The sequence below is a fragment of the Citrobacter sp. Cpo089 genome (assembly GCF_030332695.1).
Lineage (GTDB): Bacteria > Pseudomonadota > Gammaproteobacteria > Enterobacterales > Enterobacteriaceae > Citrobacter > Citrobacter portucalensis.
This window is the reverse complement of the sequence record NZ_JAOWHJ010000047.1, coordinates 43,581-64,134: the sequence shown is the minus strand read 5'-3', so window position 1 is coordinate 64,134 and position 20,554 is coordinate 43,581. Positions and strand designations below refer to the sequence as shown.

Sequence of the window (20,554 nt, the reverse complement as noted above, 5' to 3'; positions counted from 1 at the left end):
TCGGTGGAGCTGCATGACAAAGTCATCGGGCATTATCTGAACATAAAACACTATCAATAAGTTGGAGTCATTACCCAAACCGTAGGCCTGATAAGCGCAGCGCCATCAGGCACAAACCGTTGCCGGATGGTGGCGAACTCGCCTTATCCGGCCTACGAGATAGAATTGGGGTTGCTTGCATGACCGCGTATTGGCTGGCCCAGGGCGTAGGTGTCATCGCCTTTCTGATCGGTATTACCACCTTTTTCAATCGCGATGAGCGCCGGTTCCGGCTGCAACTCGCTGTCTATAGCGCCACCATCGGCGTGCATTTTTTCCTGATGGGTGCCTGGCCTGCGGGAATGAGCGCAGAACTCAACACCATCCGCACACTTGTCTCAATGCATACCCGCAAACTGTGGGTAATGACCGTTTTTATTGTCCTCACCCTGGTTCTCGGGCTGGCGAAATTACAGCATGCGATGGAGCTATTGCCAATAATTGGCACGCTGGCCAGCACCTGGGCGCTGTTTCGCTGCAAAGGGTTAACCGTGCGCTGCGTCATGTGGTGCGCAACCGCCTGTTGGGTTATCCATAATTTCTGGCTAGGGTCGATTGGTGGGACGATGATCGAAGGGAGTTTTCTGGTAATGAACGGCCTGAACATTATTCGTTTCCGGCGGATGCAAAAACGCGGAATTGATCCGTTCAAAATTGAAAAAAGCGCACAAGAAGAGAACCCCTCCGCCCGATGACGGAGGGGAACAGCGATTAGCCGCGCAGGGCGTTATTTGCCAGACGCTCGTCTTCTGCCTGGCAGGCTGCAGCGGTAAACAGGACGTCTGTAGAAGAGTTCAGCGCCGTTTCACAGGAATCCTGCAATACGCCGATGATAAAGCCAACGGCTACCACCTGCATGGCGATGTCATTCGGGATACCGAACATATTACATGCCAGCGGGATCAGCAGCAGAGAACCGCCCGCCACGCCCGATGCACCGCAGGCACACAGCGAAGCCACCACGCTGAGTAACAGCGCTGTCGGTAAATCGACCGGAATACCCAGCGTATTCACCGCCGCCAGCGTCAGTACGGTAATGGTGATCGCCGCGCCCGCCATATTGATGGTGGCTCCCAGCGGAATAGACACCGAATAGGTATCACGATCCAGATTCAGCTTCTCACACAGTGCCATGTTCACCGGAATATTTGCCGCCGAACTGCGGGTAAAGAAGGCATACACGCCACTTTCACGCAGACAGGCCAGCACCAGCGGGTACGGGTTACGGCGAATTTTCCAGAAGACCAGCAGCGGGTTGACCACAAATGCCACCAGCAGCATACAGCCTACCAGTACGGTCAGCAGTTGGGCGTAGCCCCAAAGCGTTGCGAAACCGGTGGTTGCCAGCGTGGAGGAGACCAGACCAAAGATACCGATTGGCGCGAAACGAATCACCAGTTTCACCATAAAGGTGACGGCGTTGGACATATCATTGACCAGATTTTTGGTCGTTTCATTACCGTGGCGCAGTGCAAAGCCCAGACCAACGGCCCATACCAGAATACCGATATAGTTAGCGTTAAGCAGAGCATCAACTGGGTTAGAAACCATGCTCATCAGAAGGCTGCGCATCACTTCAACAATCCCGGACGGCGGTACGATATCCCCCGCGCTGCTGGAAAGATGCAATGTTGATGGGAAAGCAAAGCTGAAGACAACGGCGGTTAATGCCGCTGAAAATGTTCCGAGCAGGTAGAGGAACAGAATAGGGCGGATATTGGTTTTTTGCCCGTGCTGGTGGTTGGCGATAGAAGCCATCACCAGCATCAGAACCAGAATTGGCGCGACGGCTTTTAATGCGCCGACGAACAGCGTACCCAGCAAACCAGCGGCTTCAGCCGCTGGTTTTGACACCAGTGCCAGTAAAATCCCCAGTACCAAACCGATCAAAATTTGTTTAACCAGGCTCCCTTGCGCCAAACGCGAGAGTAGCCCCGATGAACGTTGCGTAGTCATGTCGTGATCCTTTCATTGTGTTGTTGCCTTACCTTTGTGCGTTCTGTTGACGCATCTTTCTGGATGGGGCAAATGTTTGCTTGGCTGAGTATAAGGAAAGAACGGGGTTCTGGAAGCGAAATATCCTGGATTCCGCGTTGAGATCATATTTTATAACTTTAACTTAACATTATTTTGACATGATAAACAAAAAGCCCGACGCACGCAGTGTGCTGTCGGGCTTTTCAGCTAGCAGATGAAACTTACTGTATTTGCTGTTTTTTATCGTGCTGGTGGTTGACCCACGCGTTAACAATCAGCGTCACAAACAGAATGCCAAATACCACGCCTAACGAGATAGCGATCGGGATATGGTAGAAATCGACGATCAGCATCTTAATACCGATAAACACCAGAATGACCGACAAGCCGTACTTCAGCATGGAGAAACGCTCCGCCACGCCCGCCAGCAGGAAGTACATCGCACGTAGACCCAAAATAGCAAACAGGTTCGAGGTCAGCACGATGAACGGGTCGGTGGTCACGGCAAAGATAGCCGGAATACTGTCGACGGCAAAAATCACATCGCTCAGCTCAACCAGAATCAACACCAGCATCAGCGGCGTAACAAACAGCAGGCCGTTTTTACGCACAAAGAATTTTTCATCTTCGATGGTATCGGTCATGCGCAAATGACCGCGCAGCCAGCGTACTAACGGTCTGTCGCCAATACCGGAGGCATCTTCTTTCGCCAGCGCCATCTTCACGCCGGTAAACAGCAGGAACGCGCCGAACACGTACAACAGCCACTCAAACTGGGTGATAAGCCAGCTGCCCGCGAAGATCATGATCGTACGCAGCACAATCGCACCCAGCACGCCATACACCAGTACCCGACGCTGCAACGCAGGCGGCACGGAGAAGTAGCTGAAGAGCATCAACCAGACAAAGACGTTATCTACTGCCAGTGATTTTTCGATCAAATAGCCGGTAAGGAACGCCAGCGCCTGTGGGTCGGCAACGGCGCGCCCCTGGGTTTCTGCCAGGTACCACCAGAAGGCGGCGTTAAACAGTAACGACAGCGTTACCCAGACGATTGACCAGGCCGCAGCCTGCTTCATTGACATCGTATGTGCGCCACGACGACCCTGCAACAGCAGGTCGATGGCCAGCATAATTACCACTACGACAGCGAAGCCACCCCATAACAACGGTGTGCCGACAGTATTCATTGTATTTCCCCATGCATAAAAAAAACGGCCAACGCCGAATGGCATTAGCCGCTGCTTTTTATGCATAGACCTTGCCATTCGGCAAGGTCTCACTTACAACAACAAAGGAATACGGTGGCGTATTCCTTTGTTATCGCCCGGCGACCGGATGTGGTTTTTCACACATCGTAATGACGATCAACCGACAACGAAGTTACTCCCCTTTGCGGGTTACAAAATATTACAGGCCATGCATTCAGTCAATGGCCTGCAACATTCGTTTTACACACCTTTACGCAGTCAGCGATGTTTCCGCTTCGTCTGCCGGGAAAACCACGCCGGTCTGGCGGCGAATCTCCGTTTGCAGTTTGGCGGTGGTACGGCTGACGGCCAGTGCCGGGTGATCCACTTCGCCGGATTCAACCAAATGGGCAAAAGCCTCTGCCTCATACAGCATAGTATTGATGTGCTGAGGCGTCGTCAGATCCTGCGTTTTCCCCCCACGTGGAACGAAGCACACTTTCTGACACTCGGAGATATGCTCGATGACCAGCGATCCCGATTCGCCCTGAATTTCACTGGCTAATACCGAGTCGCTTACTTTTGAGTGCTGGAGCGTAACGCTGAAATCACCGTAATTCAGCACCACCACGCCGTGGGCATCTACGCCGCTTTCCAGCAGGCTGGCGCTGGCCTGAACGCTCTGCGGTTCGCCCCACAGCGCAACCGCTGAGGCCAGGCAGTAAAAACCGATATCCATAATCGAGCCATTGGAGAACGCCGGATTAAACGTGTTCGGGTTTTCACCGTCCAGATAGCGCTGATAGCGCGAGGAGTACTGGCAGTAATTGATAAACGCTTTCCTGATTTTTCCAACTTTTGGGAGCGATTGCTGTAACAGCAGGAAGTTAGGCAGGTAGGCGGTTTTAAACGCTTCAAATAGCACGACCTGATTTTGACGCGCGCAGGTGATAGCGGCTTCAGCTTGCGCCAGGTTGGAGGCCAGCGGCTTTTCGCAAATAACATGCTTTTTGTGTCGCAAAAACAGCTCAGTCTGCGGGAAATGCAAAGAGTTTGGACTGGCGATGTAGACGGCGTCGATCGCCTCGCTTTGCGCCATCGCTTCCAGCGAGGTAAACAGATGTTCGACTGGGTAATCGTTGGCGAAGGTCTGCGCCTGCTCAAGGCTACGAGAATAGACTGCGGTTAACTTATATTTGCCGGTTTCATGGGCGGCATCGACAAACTGGCGGGTGATCCAGTTTGTGCCAATTACTGCGAAACGTATCATAAAGGCCTTCAGGCTGCGAAAAGGGATTCTTTCGTCAATTTAGCATGCCCTGAAGACAAAGCCAGTGCGCGACTACGCAGTTTGCTTTAACGATTGTTGCGTTAACCACAGGCGGGTATCGAACTCCAGTTGGTGATACTGAGGCTCCATATGACAGCACAGCTGGTAAAACGCTTTGTCGTGCTCTTTTTCCTTCAGATGCGCCAGTTCATGAACGACGATCATACGCAAAAAGGGTTCGGGGGCATTGCGAAACACGGTGGCGACGCGGATCTCCGCTTTGGCTTTGAGCTTACCGCCCTGCACGCGAGAGACGGCGGTATGCAGCCCCAACGCATTATTCAGAACGTGGATCTTGCTGTCATACATGACTTTATTTAGCGGCGGGGCGTTACGCAGAAACTGATTTTTCAGATCCTGAGTATATTGCCAGAGCGATTTGTCGGTCGCGAAGTCATGCGTACCCGGATAGCGCTTCTCCAGCACAGCGCCCAGGCGCTGCTCAGCAATCAGCGTTCTCACTTGAGAAAGCAAATGTTCCGGGTAGCCCTGGAGGTAAGTTAGTTGGTTCATTCATGTCCACGCAAATCATAAAAGTGTATACTCACGCACCCTTTTCAGGGATACGCCGAAATTTTACCATTCAGGAGGGCCGATGAGCCACATAGACAACGGTTTCCGTTCGCTGTCACTTAAACGTTTCCCGGAAACGGATGACGTTAACCCGCTGCTGGCGTGGGAAGCTGCAGATGAATATCTGCTGCAACAGCTGGACGATACCGAGATTAGCGGCCCGGTGCTGATCCTGAATGATACCTTCGGCGCGCTGGGCTGTGCGCTGGCGGAACATACGCCGTACAGCATCGGCGATTCCTATCTCAGCGAGCTTGCCACACGCGAGAACCTGCGTCATAACGATATTGCCGAGTCGAGCGTCAAGTTCCTCGACAGTACCGCTGACTATCCGCAGGCGCCGGGCGTGGTGCTGATTAAGCTGCCAAAAACCATGGCGCTGCTGGAGCAGCAACTGCGTGCGCTGCGCGAAGTGGTAACGCCAGAAACGCGCATCATCGCCGGGGCAAAAGCGCGTGATGTACATACCTCGACGCTGGAACTGTTTGAAAAAGTGCTGGGTCCAACCACCACGACGCTGGCGTGGAAAAAAGCGCGTTTGATCAACTGTACGTTCAGCAAACCTGAGCTGGCCGCTGCCTCACAAACGCTAAGCTGGAAGCTGGAAGGTACCGACTGGACTATCCATAACCACGCCAACGTCTTCTCCCGTACCGGACTGGATATCGGCGCGCGCTTTTTTATCGAGCATCTGCCGGAAAACCTCGAAGGGGAGATTGTTGATCTCGGCTGCGGTAACGGTGTTATCGGTATGACGCTGCTGGCGAAGAACCCGGAAGCCAGCGTGGTATTTGTTGATGAATCGCCGATGGCGGTGGCTTCAAGCCGTTTGAACGTGGAAAGCAACATGCCTGAAGCGCTGGATCGCTGCGAGTTTATGATTAACAACGCGCTGTCTGGCGTCGAACCTTTCCGCTTTAACGCCGTGCTGTGCAACCCACCGTTCCATCAGAAGCATGCGCTGACGGATAACATTGCCTGGGAAATGTTCCACCACGCCCGCCGCTGCCTGAAAATCAACGGCGAGCTGTACATTGTGGCTAACCGTCACCTCGACTACTTCCACAAGCTGAAGAAGATTTTCGGCAACTGCGAAACCATCGCCACCAATAATAAATTCGTGGTGCTGAAGGCGGTTAAAACCGGTCGTCGTCGGTAATAGCGGGTGCCGGATGCGGCTAACGCCTTATCCGGCCTACAGTATAAATCTGCCTGATTCTGTAGGCCTGATAAGCAGAGCGCCATCAGGCAAATCGGTGCAGAGTGCCGGATGGCGGCTAACGCCTTATCCGGCACACGAAAAACATGACGTTATATTTCCAGCGCCAGTCGGGTGCCCTGCGCAATAGCGCGTCGGGCATCCAGTTCCATCGCCACATCGCAGCCGCCGATCAGATGCACCGTTTTACCTGCCGCGTGCAGCGGATCGACCAGTTCACGGCGCGGCTCTTGTCCGGCACAAATCACCACGTTATCCACGTTAAAGATCACCGGTTCACCGTTCAACACAACGTGTAACCCATCATCATCAATCTTCTGATAGCTGACTGCCGGGATCATTTTCACACCGCGTGAGAGCAGGGTGGCGCGATGGATCCAGCCCGTCGTTTTACCTAAACCTTGTCCCGGTTTGCTGGCTTTTCGCTGCAGCATCACTATCTGGCGCGGGCTGCGGGATAAGTGTGGGCCTTCCGGGCGTAAGCCGCCTGGCTGTTGCAGGCTGGTGTCGATCCCCCATTCCACGCAGAACTCCGCTATGTTTTGGCTGGTGGGTTCGCCGGGCTGACTCAGATACATTGCGGTATCAAAACCGATCCCGCCGCTGCCCACGATCGCCACGCGTTTACCCACTGGCGTTTTATCGCGCAGAACGTCGAGATAGCTCAGTACTTTTGGATGATCGATCCCCTCGATCGGTGGCATACGAGGCTCGATCCCACTGGCGAGGATCACTTCGTCGAAGGTGTGCAGATCGTGTGCGCTGACAAAGTGATTCAGCTTCAGGGTCACGCCAGTCACGTCGATCATCCGACGGTAGTAGCGCAGGGTTTCATAGAATTCTTCTTTGCCGGGGATCTGTTTGGCGATATTAAACTGCCCGCCAATCTCGCCATGTGCGTCAAACAGCGTCACGTGATGCCCGCGCGCTGCGGCATTAATGGCGAAGGCGAGGCCCGCAGGACCCGCACCGACAACCGCCAGGTTCTTTGGAACAGCTGCCGCAACAATCGGCATTTTGGTTTCATGGCAGGCGCGCGGATTGACCAGGCAAGAGGTGACTTTGCCGACGAAGATCTGATCCAGACAGGCCTGGTTACAGCCGATACAGGTGTTGATCTCATCTGCTCGTCCGGTTTGCGCTTTTGACAGCAGTTCGGCATCAGCGAGGAACGGACGGGCCATCGACACCATATCGGCATCGCCACGGGCCAGAATGTCATCGGCGACCTGGGGATCGTTAATGCGGTTGGTGGTGACCAGTGGGATTGTCACATGCCCTTTCAGCTTACGCGTCACCCAACTAAACGCACCGCGCGGTACTGGGGTAGCGATAGTGGGAATACGCGCCTCATGCCAGCCAATACCGGTGTTAATAATGGTGGCTCCCGCGGCTTCTATAGCCTGCGCCAGCTGGACGGTTTCGTCGAAGGTTCCACCGTTTTCCACCAGATCGAGCATCGACAGGCGGAAGATAATAATAAAGTCATTCCCGGCACGCTGGCGTACCGCTCGCACCACCTCAACGGCAAAACGCATGCGGTTGGCATACTCACCGCCCCATTGGTCATCGCGCTGGTTGGTACGCAGCGTCAGGAATTCGTTGATCAGATACCCTTCCGACCCCATCACTTCCACGCCATCGTAGCCCGCTTCCCGCGCCAGCTGTGCGCAGTGGGCAAAATCTTCAATCAACTGCAGCACTTCATCGTGCGTTAATTCATGTGGCGTAAAGCGGTTAATGGGTGCTTGAATGGCAGAAGGCGCCACCAGATGCGGCTGGTAGCTGTAACGCCCGGTGTGCAGGATTTGCAGGGCGATTTTGCCGCCTTCATCATGCACAGCATCGGTAATGACGCGATGGTGAGCAAGCTGGCTGGTGTCGTTCAGCATCGCACCGCCTTCCATTCCCACGCCGGAAAGCGCAGGCGCAATACCTCCGCTCACAATTAACGCTACGCCGTGACGGGCGCGCTCGGCGTAGAACGCGGCCAGCCGTTCTGCACCATCGGGATATTCCTCCAGTCCGGTATGCATTGAACCCATCAGCACGCGGTTTTTAAGCGTGGTGAAGCCTAAATCGAGCGGAGCGAATAGCGACGGATAGCTCATAAAGGTGTCCAGTATGTAAAATTATTGTTATGTAGTCGGATGAGTTAATAATTTAGCCGTCGCCGCGTAAAAGGGAAAAGAGGAATGCCGTGATTGTGATGGGATTCAAAAAAGGAGTGGAGCCAGAGGACGAATATGCCGGATGGCAGTGCAAGCACCTAATCCGGCCGGTGAAAATGTGTCTTTGTAGGCCGGATAAGCGAAGCGCCATCCGGCGTTATGTCACAGATTACTGTTTTTTAAGAAAATCGTTATACAGCATATAGAGATGCGCCGCGCTCCAGGAGAAATTCGGTGCGCCCTGCTGTGCGCCGGTCAGCGGGTTATAGTTTTCCTGAATCGGACCGTCGGCGGTGAGGCCTTTGGCGTGGCTGAAGAAGGTATCCGCTAGTTTTAACGCGTCATCGCGATAGCCGTAACGCTCCATCCCTTTTAGCCCGAACCAGAACTGATCCACCCAGACGCGCCCGCGCCAGTAGATATCCGCGCCGAAAGCCGGGTTGGTCAGCGCCGCCGTGCCAAGCGGGACAAAGGTGTTGAACTCTTTGGGGTCGAGCATCACCTTAACCACCGCGTCCGCATGGGGCTGCGTTACTGCACCGTTAAACAGCGGCGACCAGCCTTCCGGCCCTTTGCCCCGTTCGACGATCGGTTTACCCGCGCAGCCGTTTGCCAGCGGTTGCTCCTCAATACGAACGTCGTAAAAGAATTTTGTTTCCGGGTCGAACATGCAGGTGTTGATGTAATCTGCGAGGTTTTGCGCCAGTTGGCGATAGCGCTGCGCCTCTTCGTGTTTGCCGAGCAGGGTCGCCATCTGCGCCAGATAATGGTTGTCGCTGTACATGTAGCTGGCCTGATCGACTGACTCCTGCAACAGCGAGTAACCCAGCAAATTACCATCTTTACTGCGATTTTCGGCAAATTTCACCACCCAGTCGCTGCGTTTTCCACCGCCCGCGACGTATTTATCCAGTTGATCTTTATCGATAAAACCGAATACAGCCGCATCGTCACGACCGGACTCCCACGAGGCGGCAACCTGCGCTGGGATCTCCAGGCTGTCATACTGGCCCTTATCGATCACGGTGGCGTAGTTGTTAAGCCCGGAGAGCGTTTCTTCCTTGTCGCCTTTTTTCACCGTAAACAACATTTCGCCGCGGTCGGTATTGTGGGCTTTATCGCGGGTAGCGCCGTATTCCGGCACGCCGTTGCCGTTATGATCGCGGTTACGCAGCCACCAGTCGTGATACGCAACCAGCTTTGGATACATCTCTTCGAGCCAAGCCTTGTCTTTGGTGACGTAGTAGACCTCCATCACCGACCAGGCCGCCAGGCTGGGTTTGGTGTTGCGCTCGTTCCAGTTACCGCCGTCGCCGCCGCGTTCTGGGCTGAGATTCCAGGCAATCAGGTCGGGGATGAATCCGGCATCCTGCGGGCGAACCGGATCACCGGGTTTAACCTGCCATGAAAAGACGGCGCGAATATTCTCTTTGGCAATCTCCGGGTTAAAGTGCGCCATAGCGAAGGCCTGCTTCCAGGTGTCCCACGGCCAGGTTTGGTTGCCGGAGAACCAGCGGCCGGTGACCGATGGCGTCACGGTATTGTGTTTTACCGCACCGCCTGGCGAGCGCCAGTTGCCGTTTAGCGTTTCAATAGCTTTTACCGCGACCCGGGTTTGTTCCGTTGTGGCATCCGGATTGGTTAAGCCTTTTTGCAGATAATCCGCCCAGCGCTTTTGTGATGCAGCAAGATACCAGGCCGGGCGCGCCAGAATATCGCGGATCTGCGGCTGCTCTTTCGCCACATCCTCGGCGGTAAGCAGATGAGAATAGGTGGTGTAAATGGTTGTCGAACCGCTGATATGGGCCTTCCCCGTAAAGTGATGACCGTTAACCGTGGTTTTCATAGCGACAGATTTATGCACCTGATACTCCGACTCACCGGAGGTGAGCAGATCCCAGGTTGAGCGCACTTTGCCGAAGGTGACTTTCAGACCGTCGTGCGTGGCGGTGATTTTGCGCTGATAGCTAGGGAATTCGCTATCAATGGTTTTATCCGACAGCGCTTTTCCCTCTTTGGCTTCCAGTTTCTCCAGCAGCTCGCCGTCCCACACCAGATCCAGCGGCGTGTTGCTGGTGATTTTGGTTTCCAGCAGCGAGGTGCGCGGGCTGGCAAAACGCAGCGTCATCTCTATTTGCACATGCTTAGATGACAGCTTTTGCACCAGCGCGCCGGGAATGCCGTAGGCCTCAAGCGCGAAATCGACCTTTTTACCGTGCTGGTACACCGTCAGACGGTCAAAATTATTGGCCATAAAATTGATGTATTCTTCGGTCAGCAACGCCACGCCTGGAAAGCCGCCCATCGTTGCAGGGCCGTCCGGGAGCAAATGACCGTGCCAGGCGCCAAGATCGAAAAATGGATTAAAGCGTTGGTGGTCGTCGTGATCGTAGTCATGCATGTAGCCCGGCGCACCGGTGCGATTAATGATGTTTTTAAAGTCGTTAGCACTGGCGGCATGTGCGGAGAAGTTCATCAGCAGGATACAGGCCAGCGGCGTAAGAATAGGTTTCATGTTCATGGTATTCCGGTCCTTGTTACCAATAGAAATATTGCATCAGGAAGATTTGGTCGCTCGGGTCGCCGGATGCATTCTGCATATAGAACCGACTGTCGAAGGCAGTAGCGAAACGGCCGCCGCCGTATTCATACCAGATACCGAACTGCATAAAGGAAGTGGTTTCGTCCTCATAGCTATCCGGTCGGTGTTTGGCGTAGCTATAAGCAGTGGAGAGGTAAACGCCTTTTAGCGCTTCATACATTGCGCTGACCATATAGCCGGTTTCGGTGCCGGACACATCCAGCCCGTCGGCGCGGCCCGTGTGGTGCCAGGCGCGGGCGGCGAAGTTGGGCGAAAGGATGCCGGTCAGGAACAGCTGTCCGGTACCATCTGTTATCTCCAGGCCGTTCATCCAGGTTACGCCTTCAGTCAGGTCGTACTGGATATAGCCGTTCATCATGGCCGTATAGGTATATTTATCGTCGTAGCGATCGTATTTACCAAAGTGCAGCCAGGCTTTGCTCTCGTCGTGGTGTCCGGCGGGCGTTGCTGTCACGCTGTAGCGCAAAGGACCGGTCAGGTTTTGCACCTTAATGGCAGTCATGATGTCGCGAGTGTTGGGAATGACGTAGCCCAGGTCTGGAGTGAAATCCCCCCACCATTGCAGGTCATCCAGCGAAGAGTCCTGGCGCAGGCTGAGCATCAGCTCCGTTCCGTCATTGGTACGATAACCGCCGTAAAAGCGGTTGAGCCCGCCCTCGAATCCGCCCCAGCTATGGTCAGGAACCCAGGCATTGCCCTGATGGTCGGCCTACACGGTCCAGCCCTCGCCGTAGATCAGACCAAACCAAGAGCCGTGTTTTATCTCCAGGCCACCTTCTATATAGGTACCATCACTGTATTTATGTTTGTCTTGTCCTTCTAAATCCATATATCCCCCCATGCCCAATTCGCCATAAAAGCGAAATGAGGGGGAAGATATTTCTGGCGTTTTCGTGTCGTCGTGTTCTGCAGGGCGAACTTCTTCTGCACCCAGAGAGGAGACGCAGAAAAAGGGCAGGGCAATAATTGCCCTGCAACAATGGCTAATGTTTTTCATGCTTCGATCCTAAGCAAATAAAATTTAATTTTTATTGTTATAGCCTTGGCGAATATTGTTTATTGTTATTATGTTTTAGTCATTAATTGATATCTGAAGCAGGGGCCGCCTCAATAGCTTTTTCTTCTTTGGTTAGCCCTTTGATATATTTACTGTATTTCCACCAGGCAAAACCGAGGAAAATAACAATCCCACCGACGTTATAGAAAATAATGGTCATGATATTGCCGCCGGTTGGGAAGGTAGAGGCAATAAATCCGATGGTGAAAAGAACGATCAGCATCGACACCACAACAATGCCGGTTTTTTGCGAACCCATACGGAAGTCGCGCGGTAAGTGGTCCAGTTTTGCACGCAGATTCAGGTAAGCCAGCATAATAAACAGCGGCGGCAGCATCGAGGCGGCGGCGGTCATGTTGATGATGGTGTTCATTAAATCCTGCACGGTATTGGAGCCGAGCGTCGGGATAATCATCAGCGGGATAACGATCAGGAACTGGATCCATGCTGCACGGGCCGGGACGCCGTTTTCATTCAGTTCGACGGTTTTTTTACCGAAAATACCCGCCGGAATTTCAGAGAAGAAGATCTTCACCGGCGTTGCGGTCCACATCAGCAGGGAGCCGAACATCGCGGTAAAGGAGACCAGGCCGACAAAGCGGTTAACGACCAGCTCCGGCAGGCCGAAATATGCCGCCAGGCCGTGGAATACCTGCACCGAACCACCGGTAAACTTCAGCTCTTTGCTGCTGACGAATACGTTAATCAACACCGAGGAGATGGAATAGAGCACGCCGATAAAAATTCCGGCAATGATAATGACCTTCACGAACGATTTGGAGCCGCCCTTGACGTCGTTGACGTACACCGCCACCGACTCCGCGCCGCCTGCCGCCATAAAAATCCAGGTGGTGATACCGAGGAAGGCCCAGTTAAAATTCGGGATCATTGCGTCTACGGTGATAGGGTCAGCAGGCTGTACGCCACCAACCAGCGCCGTACCTGCCAGTAAAATATAGGACAGCGTCAGCAGCAGCATCAACGTGGAGGTGACCGAGGTAATCGGCCCTAACATTTTTGCACCATTGGTCGAAACCCAGGTGGAGAAGGCAAACAGCACCATACTTAACACGGTGGTTGCGAACGGCGTCAGAATGTATTCGTAGCCTAAAAAAGCATATGAGGCGTAGGCAATAACGCGGGGCAAAAGCGAGGTAAAAAAGAACAGGTTAACGAACCAGTAGGTGTAGGCAGTAATAAATGCCCAACGTCCACCCAGCGAACTTTTTACCCATGCGTAGACACCGGCTTCGGAGTTTTTATTCAGCGAAACAAATTCGGCGATGATTAAGCAAAACGGAATAAAGTAGAAAATCGTCGCGAGGAAAAACATCGGTGCGGATGCCAGACCAAGCTCAATATTATTGTTGATTACGTTATTAAAACTATAAACCGCGGCAAAGGTGAGTGAAAGTAAGCCGAACTTGCCGATGGTATTACGTTTGGTATCAGACATAGCACATCTCCGATTCCTGATTATTATAGGGTACTGGCGGCGCAACGTCGGCGCCGCCTGTGTTTTTATTTATTATGAAAATAACCATCTTCGATGGTGACTTTGAGTACGACTTTTTTCACTGCGTTATTACAAATAAAACGATAGGCTTCATGGTTGTCACAAATAACCATTTGTCCTTCGTGCACTTCGACGGTTTTTCCACAACCTTTCAGATATTCGCGATCGGTTTCATCGCGATAATATTCAACCACCTGGAGATCCTCTTTGGCGGCATACTCTATTTTTTGCTGCCCTTGCAGGTAGTAATGGATCTCAAAATAACGACGATGACCGGTAAACAGCGCATCGGTCGCGGAGTCTGTCTCCACGCGGTAGCTCAGGGAATCACCGATAGAGTGGGCGACGCCTGGCTGAATATTGTCAATGTTTTCAATAGCCTCGACGCAGCGTTGCCATTTCCGACCTGAAGCATAGCGTTGCTGGAACTGCTCTAAGTTGTCGATGATCCTCATTTTGTATTCTCGCTGTGCATATTCGTGGAAAAGAACCCGGTGCCAAAGGCGCGGTTGGCGGTGGTTTGAGCGCCAGATTCGCTGCCGGAAACCGGCAACAACGTGAAGCCGTAGCTGAATGACGTAAACCAGACGCGCCAGGAATCGAGTACTTCACTTCCCCACGAGTTGGAACCTAAGCCCAACAACTGGTGATCCAGATTCAGGGTGATGTCATCGCTACGTTGCAGCGCGTTGCAGTGCTGTGCGGCAAAGATATTTTCCTGCGTATAGCGCCAGGCGCTCAGGTTGACAGGGCGCTGCGGGACCACCAGCAGGCCGTTGCCGTGGCGGTTGGTTAGCGTTGCCCAGCGCACGTCCTGACGATTGCCGTTGTTTTGCGGGAACGGATAATTTTCGAACATCTCATCCACGCTGCTGCGCCAGATGTCGATGATGTTGGCCTGCTGGCTATCGGCATAGTTTTCACCGGGGCCACGTCCGTAATACGCCACCTGGCCCAAATCACCGTTGATGCCCATCGTGAAACCGATGCACGGAATAATGTCCCGGTACTCGCCGTAAGGCTGGCCAGAAAGTTCCACATTCAGCTGACCATCCGCGGCAATGCGCCAGCGATAGGTGCAGCGCATACCGAAATCGAATACCGGCGGGGCGATAATGGTCTGGCTGGTTATCAGCAGCGCATCATCGGTTTGCTCAAGGGTAAACTCGCGCAGATGCTCCTGCATAATCTGTAAATGATTCGGCTGCCAGAGGCCTTCGAACTCTTGCTTGTGGTTATCAATGGTCGGTTTGAAGAAATTAATCTTCGGCTCGCGGGTAATCAGCTCTTCTCCATTGACGTTCCAGACGATCGGTTTACCGGTCAGCTTTGAGAAGGTCAGATGGAAGTTATAACCGCGAACGGTGCAGCTCTGGCGGCTGTCTTCCAGCGTCAGAGGGGTGGCGTTTTGCAGGCTAAACGGTACGGCAGCCGCCGTTCTGGCCTTCAGCGGGAACTGATAAGTCGCGATGTGATGCCCGGCTTCGCTGTATGACGTTCGGGAATCTTTCGTCACGGTGACGTTAAGGAACGCTTCGCGCGCATCCAGCTCCGGCAGTGCGCATTGCAGCAGCGCGTCGCTGTTGGGAGGAACGTCGCGCAGTTTTATCTGCTGAACAGAGAGCGTATCTCCTTCGGCGCGAACCTCAATATGCAAGGTGTAGTCGTCAAGCGTGGTGAACCAGAGTTTGTTTTCTACCCGTAGCTCGCCGCGGGCCAGATCCTGTGCGCGCACTTTCACCGGCGCAATTACCTGCTTGTACTCTTTCAGTCCCGGTCCTGGGGTTTGATCGGAATAAATCAGGCCATCAAGGCAGAAGTTGTAGTTGTTCGGATAGTCGCCGTAGTCGCCGCCATATTTGTACCAGACGTTGCCGTCGTCATCTTTAGCCTGAATCCCGTGATCGCACCACTCCCATACATAGTGCCCCTGGATGCAATCATGCTGATAGAAGACGTTCTGATATTCCGTTAGCCCGCCGGGACCGTTGCCCATGGCGTGCGCATACTCGCAGATGATGCGCGGCTTAGGATGCGGATATTCACCAAACTCATTCATCAGCGGCACGCGGGTGTACATGGTGGAGATGATATCCACCACTTCGGCGTCACGATCTTCTTCGTAATGGATCAGACGCGTGTCATCCAGCGCTTTCGCAGCGTGATACATGGCGCGGATGTTACAGCCGTATCCGGATTCGTTACCGAGCGACCAGATGATGATCGAAGGGTGGTTTTTCTGCGCATGGACGTGGCGCACGATGCGCTCAACGTAGACATTTTCCCATAGCGGATCGTCGGTGATCCGACTGATATCGCCGATATTGGCGAAGCCGTGAGATTCAACGTCTGTTTCGGCCATCACGAACAGGCCGTAGATATCGCACAATTCATAGAAGCGCGGATCGTTCGGGTAATGGGCGGTGCGTACGGAGTTGATGTTGTGCTGCTTCATTAACAGCAGATCTTTTTCAACGCGATCCATACCGACAGCACGGCCCTTAAGATGATCGTTATCGTGGCGGTTAACGCCATGCAGCATCACGTAGCGGTTATTGATGTAAAACAGACCGTCGCGAACTTTAATATCGCGGAATCCAACGCGCTGTGGCACGACCTCAAGGATGTTGCCGCTGGCATCTTTCAGCGTCATCACCAGGTGGTAGAGATACGGCGATTCCGCCGACCACTGCTGCGGCGCGCTAACCTTGAAATGAAAAGCGGTCTGCGTTTGTTTATCCACCTTCAGAGTGTTAATCACACCGCTATGCAGCGCCTTCTCACCGTCAAACAAGGTGTATTCGAGCGACGCTATCGCTGGCGTGGAGGCCAGGTTTTCCAGCGCAATGTCGCAGGAGAGGGTGGCGTCGCGATAGTCATCATCGAACTCGGTGCGAACGGTAAAATCCTGAATGTGGGTCGCCTGTTTGCCGACCAGATAGACGTCGCGGAAAATTCCCGCCGACCACCACATATCCTGGTCTTCAACGTAGGTGGAATCAGCCCATTGCATTACGCGAACGCACAGCAGGTTATCACCGGTCTTCACCACCGCGCTGATATCAAATTCGGCCGTCAGGCGGCTGCCTTTGCTGAAGCCAACGTATTGACCATTCACGTAAACTTCGAAGTAGGTTTCTACGCCATCAAACTTAATCAGTGTCTGTTTGCCCTGCCAGCCTTCGCTGAGGGTGAAAATACGCTGATAGGCCCCGGTGGGGTTATTGGTCGGAACGTAGGGGACATCAATCGGGAAAGGAAAACCTTCGTCGGTATACTGCAGCTTGCCGTGTCCTTCCATCTGCCACATGCCGGGGACGGTGATGCTGCCCCAGTCACTCATAAACTGCGACGTAAAGGCTTCCGGCACCTGCAGTGGATGCTCAAAGAACTGAAAATTCCACTGACCGCTTAGCAGCTGAAAGAGGCTGCTGGTTTCGCGGGCAAACGAGCGAGCCTGCGCAACGGAGTCGTAAGAGAAAAAATATGCGCGTGGCGCCAGTCGATTTTCGTGGGTGAGCTGAATGTTTTCCCAGCGATTCATAAGGCCTCCCGGTGGAGAAAAATCGGAACCATTCATTGTAATGGTGGGTAAGTGTAATTGATGGTGATTTTAGTAAAACTTTTACTAAAATATAGCAAGTGAAGTGATTTACTTTAACTGGATCACGAAAATAATTCGGACGCGGAAAAGAATGCATGACAATGCGCGCCCGGCATCAGAAGAAACCGGGCGGGTTAACGGGGGATTTCAGCGGGTGGTGCCGCGCAGTTTCAGCTTGCTGGGAACAAAAACCAGCAGGGGGAGCGCACGCCCGTCACGGGCTTTTTCGAACAGCAGGTTGACGCCCTGACTGCCCATCATTTCCGAATGGATGCGAACGGTGGAAAGCGGAGGAAAGGTGAAACGCGCCGTTGGGATATCATTAACGCTAATCAGCGAAATATCCTGCGGAATATTCAGACCGCGCTCGTGGATGGCGCGCAGAACGCCAATGGCAATCGAGTCTGAAGCCACAAACAGGGCGCTGGGATAGTCGGGTTTCGCCAGCATTTCTTTAGCCAGTTCATAGCCTGATGAACTGGAGAAACCGCCGCGATAGATGTCCTGTTCAGAAACGACCTGCTGCAGACGACCGTATTCGACAAACGCGGCTTCGCGGATATCGGCCTTGCCTGGCTGGTCTTCGCCACCGATGAAGCCAATGCGGGTGACGCCCTGGGCAATGAAGAAGTCGATGCTCTCTTTGCTGATGCGGGCCAGATCGATATCGACGGCGTCATATTCGCTGCCGGATTCATGGAAATCGATAAAGCAGATATTGTCGGTAAGTGCTGTTGCCGCCTCGCGCAGAGCGGGAGAAGGCTTGCCGACAATAAGAATGCCGGTAATGTGTTTGCTCTCCGGCAGACCACTGTGCTCATAGCAGTTGGTCAGTTCGATCCCGAGTTTCTCACACTGGGTTTCAATCCCATGGCGGATCGCGAGGTAGTAAGGATCGTTGATTTCCAAATCTTGCTGATAGCTGTAGAGCGCCAGAATATGCTGGGGGCCGAGCGCGCTGGTCTGGTTCTTTCGGGCGCTGCTGGTTTTGTACTCCAGCTTTTCCGCGATCTCCAGAATGCGATGCTTAGTCTCTTCTTTTACATTCAGCGTGGGGTCATCGTTTAAAACCCGGGACACTGTCGCCAGGGACACGCCAGCTTCGATTGCGATGTCTTTAAGTGTTGCCATGTTTGCCTTTTCCCTGAGTTACCTGCGCATTGTAAATGAAGTGCTTATCTATTCATCTGTTTTCAGTAAAAAAAGCATGATTAATTGACATGCTCGGGGTAAAACTGGGCTTTCAGAGTGTGATGAGTACGTCATTTTCCCGCTTTTGAGAACAATGCTCGGAAAATATTTTGCTAATATTTAGTAAAATTTTACCAAAGGAGAAAATAATGGATACCGTCGCATTTGCTGATTTTGCCCGAATGGAAATACGTGTTGGAAAAATCGCACAGGTAAAGCGCCATGACAATGCCGATAAGCTGTATATCGTACAGGTAGATGTGGGAGAGCGTACGCTGCAAACCGTAACCAGCCTGGTGCCTTACTACAGAGAAGAGGAGCTGATGGGCAAAACGGTGGTGGTGCTGTGTAATCTGCAAAAGGCCAAAATGCGCGGTGAGACATCAGAGTGCATGCTGCTGTGCGCGGAAACCGACGATGGCAGTGAAAGCGTACTGTTGACGCCAGAACGCCTTATGCCTGCTGGTGTGCGGATTGTTTAAGTCAGGCTAATTGCCGGATGGCGGCTACGCCTTATCCGGCCTACAAAAGATTGTCTTTTATAGGCCGGGTAAGGTTGTTACATTTGCTCCACGCTCACCCGTAATGCTGCCAGGGCTTTGCGCGTCGATCGCAATACCAGATCGCATTGCTCGATCGTTAACGTCAACGGCGGTTCGATGCGGATCGTCTTTGCATTGTTAAGCGTGCCGGCAACCAGCACCCGCTGGCGGAACATCTCACTGGCAAAGTTGTAGCCGATTTCATTATCGACAAACTCAATCGCCATCAGCATGCCCTTACCGCGTACATCATGCACCAGGTCCGGGTATTCCCGCGCAAGCTGGCGGAAACCATCCAGCAACATATCGCCTTTCTGCTCCGCCTGAGCCGGTAAATTTTGCTCCAGCAGGACGTTAATGGTGGCCAGCGCAGCTGCACAAGCGAGCGGGTTGCCGCCAAAGGTGGTGGTATGCAGGAAAGGATTGTCGAACAGGACGGAGAACACCTCTTCGGTGGCAATGGTCGCGCCAATGGGCATCACACCGCCGCCCAACGCTTTGGCCAGACACATAATGTCGGGCTGCACGTTTTCGTGTTCGCAGGCGAACATTTTGCCGGTACGCCCCATGCCGGTTTGCACTTCGTCAAGGATCATCAGCGCGCCAAACTCATCGCAAAGTTTACGAACGGCAGTCAAATAGCCTTGTGGAGGCAAGATCACCCCACCTTCACCCTGGATGGGTTCGAGGATCACGGCAGCGACATCGTCACCGGTCTTTTTACACTCGCTGAGCATGGTGCGCATCGCGTTAATATCGCCAAACGGCACATGACGGAAGCCCGGCAGCAGCGGCATAAAGGGTTTACGGAAGGTGGATTTAGCTGTGGCGGACAGCGCGCCCAGTGATTTACCGTGGAATGCGCCGCTGGTGGCAATAAACGTAAATTTACCGCGCGGCGATTGATACGCTTTCGCCAGCTTCAGGGCGGCTTCAACCGACTCGGTCCCGCTGTTACAGAAAAAACTGTATTTCAGTTTACCGGGCGCCAGTGCGGCGAGAGTTTTTGCCAACATGGCCCGAAGAGGGTCAAGTAACTCCTGGCTGTGCAGAGGTTGTTTCGCGAGTTGATTCTGTACGGCGGAAACCACGACTGGATTACGGTGCCCCACGTTGAAAATTCCAAAACCACCCAGGCAATCGACGAACTCTTGCCCCTGGGTGTCGACAAGCGTATTCAGGCTTCCCGCTTGCCACTCTACGGCTCCGTAATCCCCGCCTGCAGTTACAGATTTTCGATACTCTAAGAACCCCGGATTGACATGCTCCTTGAAGTACTCAATCACCTCTTTGTTCAATGATTTCATTTCCTCATGATCAAGCGTGCGCTTTTCGATGAGATTCAGTGCGTGTGCGCTGCAGGCCAGGGCCGATGCGCTGGAAGGTAACCTGTTCAAAATATGCTCCCGGAGCTCGCGTATCACATGATACTGATTTAAGTATTGCAGGGATTGCGCCATTCCGGCGCGCTTAGCAAAAATCGGGATAAACACCAGGAAACATCTCATTTGCGCAACATTTAATGCCGTGATTTAACATTTGC

At 53.2% G+C, this 20,554-nt stretch carries 15 protein-coding genes and 1 pseudogene; 4 read left to right on the top strand and 12 right to left on the bottom strand.

Annotated elements, in window-relative coordinates; all coding sequences use genetic code 11:
- Nucleotides 1–60 (top strand): IS1 family transposase (locus OGX92_RS23460; RefSeq protein WP_071528444.1); only part of this gene is annotated, 60 nt, incomplete at its 5' end.
- Between the two features lie 119 nt (nt 61–179).
- Complete coding sequence (locus OGX92_RS08635; protein WP_063941813.1) at nt 180–734, top strand: YgjV family protein; 555 nt, start codon at nt 180–182, stop codon at nt 732–734.
- A 16-nt stretch (nt 735–750) separates the two neighbouring features.
- Here OGX92_RS08635 and sstT read toward each other — a convergent pair whose 3' ends face one another.
- From sstT to OGX92_RS08615, 4 genes are all read right to left on the bottom strand, one after another.
- The gene (sstT, locus tag OGX92_RS08630; protein ID WP_003828553.1) at nt 751–1,995 is read right to left on the bottom strand and encodes a serine/threonine transporter SstT; all 1,245 of its coding nucleotides are present in this window, start codon (nt 1,993–1,995) and stop codon (nt 751–753) included.
- 242 nt (nt 1,996–2,237) lie between these two features.
- Entirely contained in the window at nt 2,238–3,206 is a 969-nt protein-coding gene (locus OGX92_RS08625) for a TerC family protein (RefSeq protein WP_003828551.1), read from the bottom strand.
- Nucleotides 3,207–3,477: 271 nt separating this feature from the next.
- On the bottom strand, nt 3,478–4,476 hold the full coding sequence (locus tag OGX92_RS08620) for a Gfo/Idh/MocA family protein (protein WP_164562461.1): 999 nt from the start codon (nt 4,474–4,476) through the stop codon (nt 3,478–3,480).
- Between the two features lie 72 nt (nt 4,477–4,548).
- Complete coding sequence (locus OGX92_RS08615) at nt 4,549–5,049, bottom strand: M48 metallopeptidase family protein (protein WP_126957000.1); 501 nt, start codon at nt 5,047–5,049, stop codon at nt 4,549–4,551.
- Nucleotides 5,050–5,131: 82 nt separating this feature from the next.
- Between OGX92_RS08615 and rlmG the strand changes: the two genes are divergently transcribed.
- Nucleotides 5,132–6,268: a 23S rRNA (guanine(1835)-N(2))-methyltransferase RlmG gene (rlmG, locus tag OGX92_RS08610; protein WP_003828544.1), complete on the top strand. Its 1,137-nt coding sequence runs from the start codon at nt 5,132–5,134 to the stop codon at nt 6,266–6,268.
- A 152-nt stretch (nt 6,269–6,420) separates the two neighbouring features.
- On the opposite strand, the gene OGX92_RS08605 is transcribed toward rlmG, so the two are convergent.
- The 7 genes and pseudogenes from OGX92_RS08605 to ebgR form a co-directional block, all read right to left on the bottom strand.
- Entirely contained in the window at nt 6,421–8,439 is a 2,019-nt protein-coding gene (locus tag OGX92_RS08605; protein WP_286586440.1) for an oxidoreductase, read from the bottom strand.
- A gap of 229 nt (nt 8,440–8,668) precedes the next feature.
- Nucleotides 8,669–11,020: an alpha-glucosidase gene (ygjK, locus tag OGX92_RS08600; protein ID WP_286586439.1), complete on the bottom strand. Its 2,352-nt coding sequence runs from the start codon at nt 11,018–11,020 to the stop codon at nt 8,669–8,671.
- 16 nt (nt 11,021–11,036) lie between these two features.
- A pseudogene (gene ygjJ, locus OGX92_RS08595) lies at nt 11,037–12,098 on the bottom strand (protein YgjJ).
- Nucleotides 12,099–12,180: 82 nt separating this feature from the next.
- On the bottom strand, nt 12,181–13,614 hold the full coding sequence (locus tag OGX92_RS08590) for an amino acid permease (RefSeq protein ID WP_003828538.1): 1,434 nt from the start codon (nt 13,612–13,614) through the stop codon (nt 12,181–12,183).
- Between the two features lie 65 nt (nt 13,615–13,679).
- Nucleotides 13,680–14,129, bottom strand: coding sequence for a beta-galactosidase subunit beta (locus OGX92_RS08585; RefSeq protein ID WP_003828536.1), 450 nt, complete (start codon nt 14,127–14,129; stop codon nt 13,680–13,682).
- Entirely contained in the window at nt 14,126–17,218 is a 3,093-nt protein-coding gene (gene ebgA, locus OGX92_RS08580; RefSeq protein ID WP_286586438.1) for a beta-galactosidase subunit alpha, read from the bottom strand. Before ebgA ends, OGX92_RS08585 begins: the two co-directional genes overlap by 4 nt.
- A 207-nt stretch (nt 17,219–17,425) precedes the next feature.
- On the bottom strand, nt 17,426–18,409 hold the full coding sequence (ebgR, locus tag OGX92_RS08575; protein ID WP_032945068.1) for a transcriptional regulator EbgR: 984 nt from the start codon (nt 18,407–18,409) through the stop codon (nt 17,426–17,428).
- Between the two features lie 209 nt (nt 18,410–18,618).
- On the opposite strand from ebgR, the gene OGX92_RS08570 reads away from it, so the two are divergent.
- Entirely contained in the window at nt 18,619–18,951 is a 333-nt protein-coding gene (locus OGX92_RS08570) for a tRNA-binding protein (protein WP_003828529.1), read from the top strand.
- Between the two features lie 77 nt (nt 18,952–19,028).
- Here the strand turns inward: OGX92_RS08570 and ygjG are convergent, their stop codons facing one another.
- Complete coding sequence (ygjG, locus tag OGX92_RS08565) at nt 19,029–20,408, bottom strand: putrescine aminotransferase (RefSeq protein ID WP_057067552.1); 1,380 nt, start codon at nt 20,406–20,408, stop codon at nt 19,029–19,031.
- Between the last annotated feature and the right edge of the window lie 146 nt (nt 20,409–20,554).